Here is a 9244-nt window from a genome sequence, read left to right as displayed (position 1 = left end):
GGTCATGGCAGCTCCATCGTAGGTGGCCGACGCGGTGGCGGGCCCGGGAACCCGGGCCGCCCCCCCGGGGCGGCAGCGCGCGGGGAACGCGCGCAGAGCCCCGGTGACCACCTCGGGGGGCGGCGCGCGCCGGCCCGGCGGGCGCCGACGACCCGGTGCGGGTGCTCGCGGCGGCGTCGCTGCACGGTCCGCTCGACGAGCTCCTCGCGCTGCACGCCGGACGCACCGGGGGGCCCGTGCCGCAGGTCACCTACGACGGGTCGGCGGCGCTGCTGACGCAGCTGCGCGAGGGCGCCGTCGCCGACGTCGTCGTCCTCGCCGATGCGGCGTCGACCGCCAGGGCCGCCGACGACGGCCTGCTCGCGGGCCCGGGGGTCGAGGTCGCCGCCAACACGCTGCGGATCGCGGTCGCCGCGGGGAACCCGCTCGGCGTGACGGGGCTCGCCGACCTCGCCCGCCCGGACGTCGCGGTCGTGCTGTGCGCGGCGCCCGTCCCGTGCGGGGCGGCCACCCGCACGCTCCTGGCCGACGCCGGCGTCGCCGTCCCGCGCGCGAGCGAGGAGCAGGCCGTGACGGCGGTCCTGGCGAAGGTCGCCTCGGGCGAGGCGGACGCCGGGGTCGTGTACGTCACGGACGTGCTCGGCGCGGCCGGTGCTGTCGACGGGGTCGAGATCCCCGGGGCGGCGCGCGCACGCACCATGGCCGGCGCGGCGGTCGTCGCGGGCGCCCCGCACCCGGACGAGGCGGGCGACCTCGTCGCGCTGCTGGGATCGGCGGCCGCGCGCGACGTGTTCGCCCGCCACGGCTTCGAGGCACCGTGACGCAGGGGTCCGGCCCGGTGCGAGGCGCCGTGACGGAGCAGGCCGGTGCGCGTCCGGGCCCGGGCGCCCCGCCGCGGGAGCTCGGGCCGCGGGTCCCGCGCACCGTCGCCGTCGCCGCGGTCACGGGGCTCGCGCTGCTGGTGCTGCCCGTGCTCGCGCTGCTCGTGCGCGCCGACTGGGCCGGCGTGCCCGCGGCGGTCACGTCCCCGGAGGCCGTCGCCGCGCTCGGCCTCTCCCTGCGCACCGGGGCGACCGCGACCGCCCTGTGCGTCGTCCTCGGGCTCCCGCTCGCGGTGCTCCTCGCGCGCTCCCGCACGCGCACGGCGGACGTGGTGCGCGCGCTCGTGACCCTCCCGCTCGTGCTGCCGCCCACGGTCGGCGGGATCGCGCTGCTGTACCTGCTCGGCCGCCAGGGGCTCGTCGGGGAGCACCTCGACACGCTGCTCGGGGTGCGGGTGCCGTTCACGACCGCCGCGGTGGTGCTCGCCCAGACGTTCGTCGCGCTGCCGTTCCTCGTGCTGGCCGTCGAGGGGTCGCTGCGCACGCTCGGCACCGGCTACGAGACGGTCGCCGCGACGCTCGGGGCGGGCCGCTGGACGGTCCTGCGCCGGGTCACGCTCCCGCTCGCCGGCCCGGGCCTCGCGAGCGGGACGGTGCTGTGCTTCGCGCGGGCCCTCGGCGAGTTCGGGGCGACCGCCCTGTTCGCGGGGAACGTGCCGGGCGTGACCCGCACGATGCCGCTCGCGATCTACACCGCCTTCAACGGTGCGGGGGTGTCCCCGGACACCGCGGTGGCCCTGTCGCTGCTCCTCGTGGCGGTCGCCGTCGTGATCCTCGTCCTCGCCCGCGCCTGGCGGCCGGGGGTCCGCGGATGAGGCCCGGACGGCGAGGGCCGGTGGGGAACGGTGCCGCAAGCGGGGACCGTGGGGCCCAGGGGGACGGCGCGACCCGCACAGGCACCGGCGCCGCGGCGGTCCCGGGTGCGCGCCGTGGTGTGCCGCCGGGAAGGCACGCCGACGACCCCGGGGGATCTCTTCGGGCCGACGTCCGCGTGCACCGGCCCGCCCGCCCCGGCGGCGAGGCGTTCACGCTCGACGTGCGCCTGGGCGTCGAACCCGGGGAGGTGCTCGCCGTCGTCGGGCCCAACGGGGCCGGGAAGTCCACGCTGCTCGCCGTCCTCGCCGGGCTCCTGCGACCGAGCGCCGGCACCGTGCACCTCGCGGGCCGGGCGCTGACCCACGTCGACGACGCCGGGCGCGTGCGCGCGGCCGTGCCTCCCGAGCACCGCGGCGTCGGGCTCCTCGGCCAGGACCCGCGCCTCTTCCCGCACCTGAGCGCCCTCGAGAACGTCGCCTTCGGTCCCCGCGCCCAGGGGGTCCCGCCCGCCGACGCGCGCGCCGGCGCCGCGACCTGGCTCGACGCCGTGGGTCTGACCGGCCTCGGCTCCCGCCGCCCCGCCGAGCTCTCCGGGGGCCAGCGTCAACGCGTCGCGCTCGCCCGCGCGCTCGCCGCCCGTCCCCACGCGCTGCTGCTCGACGAGCCGGTCGCCGCCCTCGACGCGACGCAGGCCCCGCTCGTGCGTCAGCTCCTGCGCGAGCAGGTCGCCCGCACCGGCACCACGACCGTCCTCGTCACCCACGACGTGCTCGACGCGGTCGTCCTCGCCGACCGGGTCCTCGTCCTCGACTCCGGCCGCGCCGTCCACGACGGGCCCACCGGCGCCGTGCTCGCCGCACCGCGCGACCCGTTCACCGCGGCGCTCGCGGGCGTCAACCTCGTCGTCGGCACGGGCGACGCCGGTGGGGTCCGTGCCCCGGACGGGCGGGTCCTGCGCGGCACGGTGGTCGTGCCCGACGGCGTCGCCGCGGCGGCCGTGTTCGCCCCGGCCGCCGTGTCCGTGCACACCGAGCAGCCCGCGCACGCGAGCCCCCGCAACGTGTGGACCACGACGGTCGTCGCGCTCGAGCCGCGCGGCGCGGCCGTGGGGGTCCGCACGAGCGGACGCCCCGAGGTCGTCGCCGACGTCACCGCCGCGTCCGTCGCCGAGCTCGGCCTGCGGCCCGGGGTACCCGTGTGGCTGTCGGTCAAGGCGACCGAGGTCGGCGTGCACCTGCGCTGACCCGGACCCGTCGGACTGCTCAGGTCGGGCCCGGCGGGAACCGACAATGAGGCGTGCCCTCCGCTCGCCCGCCCGCGGCCCCCGCCTCCGCCGACGCCGTCGTCCTCCTCGTCGACGACTGGCCCGGCACCTTCGCGATCCCCGACGACGCCGAGGAGCGGCTGCACCCCGGACCGGCCTGGGTCGCGCCGGCCGGCGCCGCCCTCGGGCTCGTCCTCGCGGTGGCTGTCCGGTGGGCCGAGGTCCGCCCCGCCGTGGTGTGCCTGCTCGCCGGCCCGGCGTTCGTGGCGGCCGTCGTGGCGGCGGCGTTCCGGCTCGGTGGCCCGCGCGGGAGCACCACGGCGACGGCCCTCGCGACCGCGGCGTGGGTCGTGATGGTGACCGCCGTGCTGGTGGACGGTCCGCTCGACGAGCGTCTCGTCGCGGCGTTCGTCCTCGTCGGGGTCGCGGGGGAGGCGTGGCGTGCCGCGGCCGCCCGCGCGCGGCTCGCGACGCACAGGGCAGCCGTGCACGGCGCTCGGGGCGGCACCCGTCGAGAGGGGTGGGTCGTCGCCGCAAGCGGGCTCCCGTGGGACTCGGTGCTACGGGTCGAGCCGTCGGACGGGGAGGGAGGCCCGTGGACGGGGACCAACGACGACTGGCGCACCGTCCACCCCGGCGTCGGTCACCCCGTGAGCATCTGGCGCGGGGACCAGCCGGGCCGCGCGGTCGTGCTTCTCCCGCGCGACCCGCGCTGACCGCGACCGTCAGGGCCCGTCGGAGGCCGTCAGTCCGCGCGCCGCCGCCGCGGCGTCAGGTGCACGTTCGGCAGCTCCGGGGCCGGGATCCGCGCCCCGTCGTGCCCGTCGACCACCCCGAAGCGCTCCTCGCGCGCGTGCTCCCAGTCGTGCCGGGCGCGGGCCACCTCGTCGTGGCTGCGCCCCACGAAGTTCCACCACATCACGATCTCGTCCGCGAACGGCTCCCCGCCCAGCAGCAGGAACCGCCCGCCCGCACCGCTCGCGACCGCGAGCCGGTCCCGGCCCGCGCCCAGATAGAGCAGAGGACCCGCCGGCAGCACCGCCCCGTCGACCACCACGTCCCCGGCCAGCACCAGGACGGCGTGCTCGAAGTCCCGCCGCAGCCCCACCTGCGCCGCCGTGCCCGGTGCGACCTCGACGTCGGCGCCCAGCAGCGGCGTGTGCACGACCGCGTCCGACGCCGCCCCGCCCAGCTCACCCACCAGCACCGTCGCCACCAGCCCGTCCCCGGTCACCCGCGGCAGGTCCCGGTGCTGCGCGAACGCCGCCGGGCCGTCCGCCGCGCTCGCGGGCAGCGCGACCCACAGCTGGGCGCCGTCGAGCAGCGGCTGCTCACCGAGGGACATCTCGGAGTGGGCGATCCCGTGGCCCGCGGTCATGATGTTCAGCTCCCCGGGGCGCACCACGACGTCGCTGCCCAGGCTGTCGCGGTGGTGGATCTCCCCGGTGAGCGGCCACGTCACCGTCTGCAGCGCGGTGTGCGGGTGGGGGAGCACCCGCATGTCGGTCCGGTCGGGCCCGAACCGGTCCAGGAAGCACCACGCGCCCACCAGCGGCAGGTCCCGCTGCGGCAGCGTGCGGCTCACCTGCATGGCCCGCAGCCCGCCCAGCGGCACGTCACGCGGCTCCAGCACGCGGTGCACCGGGCCACGCTGCAGCACCGGGTGGCACAGGGTCTCGTCGGGGCGCACCTCGAGGTTCGTCACGCCCCCACTGTCTCAGGCGCTCCGGCACCGCGGCAGACCTGCCCCGCGCCAGACCCGGCGCACGCCGCACCCGGCGCACGCCGGCCCGCCCCGGAGGTCCCGGGACGGGCCGACGTGCGGGTCGAGCCGGTCAGCGTGCGCCGCGGCCGCGCCGCAGGCCCCGCCCGCTCACCCCGTCGTGCACGTCGCGCCGTTCAGCGTGAACGCCGACGGCCGCACGTTCGCCCCCGAGTACGAGGCGTTGAACCCGACCTCGGTCGACGCGCCCACCGCCAGCGAGCCGTTCCACGCCGCGTTCGCCACCGTCACCGCCGTCCCGCTCTGCGTGAACTCGCCGGACCAGCCGTTCGTGATCTTCTGGTTCCCCGCGAACGTGAAACCGAGCCTCCACGACGGCACGGCGCTCGCGGACGTGTTGGTGATCTTCACCGACGCGGTGAAGCCCGAGCCCCAGTCGCTGGTCGTGTACGTGACCCGGCACGCCCCGGGAGCCGTGGTCACGGTCGGCGTGGGCGTCGGGGTCGTCGTGACCGTCGGCGTCGGCGTCGGCGTCGGGGTGACCGTGGGCGTCGGGGTGGACGTCACGGTCGGCGTCGGCGTCGGCGTGCGCGTCGCCGTGGGTGTGGGCGTCGCGGTCGGCGTCGGCACTGTCCCGTCGAGGTTCCCCATCACGATGCCGCGCCCGTTGGTGCCGACGTACACGCGGCCGTACACGTCGGGGTCGCCGGTGATCGCCCCGCCGGTCCACGCCCACTGGTGCTGGTCGTCGTTGATGCGGACCCACGTCGCGCCCGCGTCGTCGGACCGGAAGATCCCGCGCACGCCGCCGATCTTCGACGAGGTGTACACCGCCGGGTAGGTCCTCCCGGGGGCTGCCTTGCCGAAGCCCACGACGTCGCCCTGGTCGACGTCCGCCAAGCGCGTGAACGTCTTCCCGGAGTCCGTCGAGCGCCAGATCCCGTACGCCGAGGTCGCCGCACCGCCCGCGAGCCACACGTCGCCCTCGACGCCCGGCACGGCCGCGAGGCGCACGTTGCCCTCGGTCGGCAGGCCCGCCGCGGCGGACGCCGTGAAGCTCACGCCGCCGTCCGTGGAGACGTACAGCTTCCCCGCGGCGTAGGCGTAAAACGTCTTGGGGTTCACGCGGTCCGACTCGACGCGCGCGCCGGCCGGCACCCCGGTCGAGGCGGTCCACGACGACCCGAACGTCGTCGAGACGTGCACGCCGGTGCCCTCGGGGCTCCACACGATCGCCCCGCCGTCCGCACTCATCGCGACGGTGCCGGACCCGGTCACCCCGGCGGGCTCCTGCCCAGCCCACCAGCTGCTGCCCGAGCTCGTCGAGACACCGATGTGGGACTCGACCGCGCCGTCGACCGCCTGCCCGACGCGCACCATCGTGGCCGGCTTGAGCGCCGCGAAGTCCACCCCGGTCACCGAGCCGTGGTACGGCTGCGTGTACATGGTCGACGGCACCTTCGTGACATCGGTGTGCACGAACCCGCCGATGTCGCCGAGCCCCGAGACGAGCTCCACCGCCCCGGGCGGGGCCGCGAGGTCGAGCACCGCGGTCTCCTCGAGGCCCTGCGCGCGGACCGTGATGTCGATCTTCCCGCCCGCGTCCCAGCGCGTCAGGTTGTCGGTGCCGTAGATCGTCGCGCCCGTCCCGTACAGCGCGCGGTCCGAGTCGAACGGGTCGATCTCGAACGACTCCGTCATCCACCCGAGCTTCGGGCTCAGCTCCGGCTCGGCCGACTGCTTGCCGAACGTGAGCCACGGCGCCCCGCTGATGTCCTGCGTGTACCGCAGCGTCCGCGCCGGGTAGCCCGCCCAGTCCCAGATGCGCGTCCACGTCGCACCCCGGTCGGTGCTGCGGAAGACGTTGATGTCCGGCCACCACGACACCTGCGTCGTGACCATGATCGTGTCCGGGTCCTGCCGGTCGATCGTCAGCCCCGAGTAGCCGAACGTGTTGTCGGTGCTCGACGACGGGACCGGGCTGATCTGCGTCCACGTGCCCGTCGTCGTGTCGAGGCGCCACACGTCGCCCTTGCCGCCGTCGTACGGGCCGCCCGTGTCGGACGTCGCGACGTACAGCTGCTTGCCGACGTGGTCGAAGACACCCTTGTGCGGCAGGTACCCGGTCGGCTGCCCCGGGACCCGCTCCCACGTCGCCCCGGCGTCCGTGGAGCGGTAGACGCTGTTCTCCTTGTCGGCGACCCCGACGTACAGCGTCCGCGTGGCCTGGCCCTTCGTCCCCGTCGTCGGGTCGAACGTCGTCCACAGCACGCCCTGGTTGTCGGCCGTGTAGTCGTAGGACGCGTCCTGCACGTAGTTCCCGACGTTCGGGAAGCTCGTCACCCTGTTCCAGGTGGCCCCGTGGTCGGTGCTCCGCCACAGGCCGTTGCCGCTCTCCGCGCCGAAGTACAGCACCGAGCTCTTGTTCGGGTCGATGCTGAGCCGTTCACCCATGCCGCGGCCCGGCATGTTCCCGCCGACCTTGAACGGCAGCACCGTCGTCCTCCACGTCTCGCCCTTGTCGGTCGAGCGCAGGATCGCGCCGTTGTTCGGGTCCCAGCCGTTCGTGTACGTCCCCGCGGCCACGTACACGCGGTTCGTCTCGACCGGGTCCGTCGCGAGGCTCAGGATCCCGTTGTGCCCCCAGTCGTCCCAGCCGACGTGGTCCGTGATCGGCACCCAGCGCCGGGTGGCCTTGTCGAGCCGGTACGCGCCCCCGATGTCGGTGCGCGCGTACACGAGGTCCCTCTCGGTCTGGTTGAAGACGATCCCGGGCACGAAGCCCCCGCCCACGACCTCCACGTTGCCCCAGGCGTACCCGGTGGCCGCAGCCGCCCCGGGCGCCGAGGCGACGTCCGCCGCGCTCACACCGACCGCCGCCGCAGCGACCAGGCCGATCGCCGTCAGGGGCGCCATCACTGGTAGGACACGCATCCGCTTCACTCCTTCGGGAACGGTGAGGTGCCCCCGCAGCCCGGGACAGCGGGCCGTGGCGGCGCCCGACCGTATCGAAGCGGTTCGACGCCTTCGAGACCGCGAAACCTTTCAGCCCCACCCGAGAACGCCCATTCCCCCCGAAACGCCCACCCGATACTGTGCACCCGTACGCGGCACGAGGGGCACGAGGGCAGTTGCAACGACGCAACGCGACACCCAAGCGAGGTGCGCATGACCACATCAGGCCACCCGGCCCTGCTCCGCAGCCGCACCTGGCCACCCCCCGCACCCACGCTCCACCGCCCCCACCTCCTCCACGCCCTCCTCGGACCCGGCACCCCACCCCTCGCCGCCCTCGTCGCCCCCGCCGGCTGGGGCAAGACCACCCTCCTCGCCGACGCCACCACGACGAGCACCGGCGCTCGCGGCTGGCTGACCCTCGACGCCGCGCTGCGCGACCCCGCCGTGCTGCTCGAGCACCTGCGCCACGCGTGCGCCGACCTCGCCGACGCGCGCGAGCCCTGGACCACCGCGGAGCACGCCGTCGCCGCGCTGCACGAGCCCGGCCCGCCCGGGCTGCTCGTGCTCGACGACGTGCACGCCCTCGGCGCCGGACCCGCCGCGGACGCCGTGACGCTCCTCCTGCGCCACCAGCCCGCGCGCCTGCGCGTGCTGCTCGCCTCGCGGACCACTCCCGCCGCCCTCCTGACCCGGCGGCTGCGTGGCACCGCGACCCAGCTCGACGCCGACGACCTGCGCCTGCGGACGTGGGAGGCCGCGGAGCTCGCCCGGTTCCACGGCAGCGCCGTCGCGGCGCGGGAGACCGACGACCTCGTGCGCCGCACCGGCGGCTGGCCCGCGGGCGTCGAGCTGTTCCACCTCGCGACCCGCCGCCTGCCCGCGTCTCGCCGGCGCTCCGTCGCGGGGGAGGGCGCCGACCTCACCCACGAGTACCTGGACCGGCACGTGCTCGGTGACCTCCCGGACGCGACGCGCGAGCTCCTCGTCACCACGAGCGTCCTCGCGCACCTGACCCCTGCCCGCTGCACCGCCCTGCTCGACGCGGACGACGCACGCCGGCACCTCGACGCCGCCCAGGGGCTCGGTCTCCTCACCGCCGAGCCCGGCGACCCCGGCCGCCTCCGGCTCACCGCGCCGCTGCGCGCGCACCTCCTCGACGCTCTCGCCCACCGCGACGGACCCGAGCGCACGCGCGCCCTGCACGCCGCCGCCGCGCGCGTCGCGGCCGACGACGGCGACCCGCACGACGCGCTCGACGCCGCGTGCCGCGCCGACGACCGCGCCACGGTGCACCACCTCCTCACCGTCGAGGGCCCGGCGCTCGCCCGCCGCCCAGGTCCGTGGCTCGACGCGCTGCCGGACGGGCTGCGCGAGAGCGACCCGTGGGCGGTGCTCGCCGCCGCACGGCTCCGGCTCGCCGAGGGCGACCTGCGAGGCGCGTCACGGACGTACCGCGCGGCCCTCGACCGCGCCACGACCCCGGCCGACCGCGCCGCGGTCCAGCGCGAGCTCGCGTGCGTGTCCGCGTGGGTGCCGGGCGCCGACCGGCTGGCCGTCCGGCGCGAGCCCGCCCGTGCCGCGCTCGTCAGCCCAGGCCGCGCC

7 protein-coding genes are annotated in these 9244 nt (G+C 76.7%); 5 read left to right on the top strand and 2 right to left on the bottom strand.

Annotation, left to right across the window (positions count from 1 at the left end; genetic code table 11):
* Window positions 1-155 precede the first annotated feature (155 nt).
* The 4 genes from modA (at window position 156) to AB6N24_RS21865 (ending at window position 3677) form a co-directional block, all read left to right on the top strand.
* A complete protein-coding gene (modA, locus tag AB6N24_RS21880) occupies window positions 156-821 on the top strand; it encodes a molybdate ABC transporter substrate-binding protein (RefSeq protein WP_412871474.1) in 666 nt (221 codons plus the stop codon).
* 29 nt (window positions 822-850) lie between these two features.
* A complete protein-coding gene (locus AB6N24_RS21875; RefSeq protein ID WP_412871473.1) occupies window positions 851-1696 on the top strand; it encodes an ABC transporter permease in 846 nt (281 codons plus the stop codon).
* Window positions 1697-1872: 176 nt separating this feature from the next.
* On the top strand, window positions 1873-2940 hold the full coding sequence (locus AB6N24_RS21870) for a sulfate/molybdate ABC transporter ATP-binding protein (RefSeq protein ID WP_412871472.1): 1068 nt from the start codon (window positions 1873-1875) through the stop codon (window positions 2938-2940).
* 53 nt (window positions 2941-2993) lie between these two features.
* Window positions 2994-3677: a hypothetical protein gene (locus tag AB6N24_RS21865; RefSeq protein ID WP_412871471.1), complete on the top strand. Its 684-nt coding sequence runs from the start codon at window positions 2994-2996 to the stop codon at window positions 3675-3677.
* Window positions 3678-3706: 29 nt separating this feature from the next.
* Here the strand turns inward: AB6N24_RS21865 and AB6N24_RS21860 are convergent, their stop codons facing one another.
* Together AB6N24_RS21860 and AB6N24_RS21855 are read right to left on the bottom strand one after the other, a co-directional pair.
* Window positions 3707-4666 (bottom strand): pirin family protein, encoded by a 960-nt coding sequence (locus AB6N24_RS21860; protein ID WP_412871470.1) that lies wholly within the window; start codon window positions 4664-4666, stop codon window positions 3707-3709.
* A 168-nt stretch (window positions 4667-4834) separates the two neighbouring features.
* Window positions 4835-7618 (bottom strand): cellulose binding domain-containing protein, encoded by a 2784-nt coding sequence (locus tag AB6N24_RS21855; RefSeq protein ID WP_412871469.1) that lies wholly within the window; start codon window positions 7616-7618, stop codon window positions 4835-4837.
* A 234-nt stretch (window positions 7619-7852) separates the two neighbouring features.
* Here AB6N24_RS21855 and AB6N24_RS21850 point away from each other — a divergent pair.
* Window positions 7853-9244 (top strand): winged helix-turn-helix domain-containing protein (locus tag AB6N24_RS21850; RefSeq protein WP_489672070.1); only part of this gene is annotated, 1392 nt, incomplete at its 3' end.

Source organism: Cellulomonas jepli (assembly GCF_047229345.1).
Lineage (GTDB): Bacteria > Actinomycetota > Actinomycetes > Actinomycetales > Cellulomonadaceae > Cellulomonas_A.
The sequence above is the reverse complement of the archived record's forward strand: the minus strand, read 5'-3'. Positions and strand labels throughout refer to the sequence as shown.

Excerpts from the sequence above, each read along its gene's own strand:
- AB6N24_RS21855 (WP_412871469.1), bottom strand. The coding sequence starts at position 7,618 with ATGCGTGTCCTACCAGTGATGGCGCCCCTGACGGCGATCGGCCTGGTC.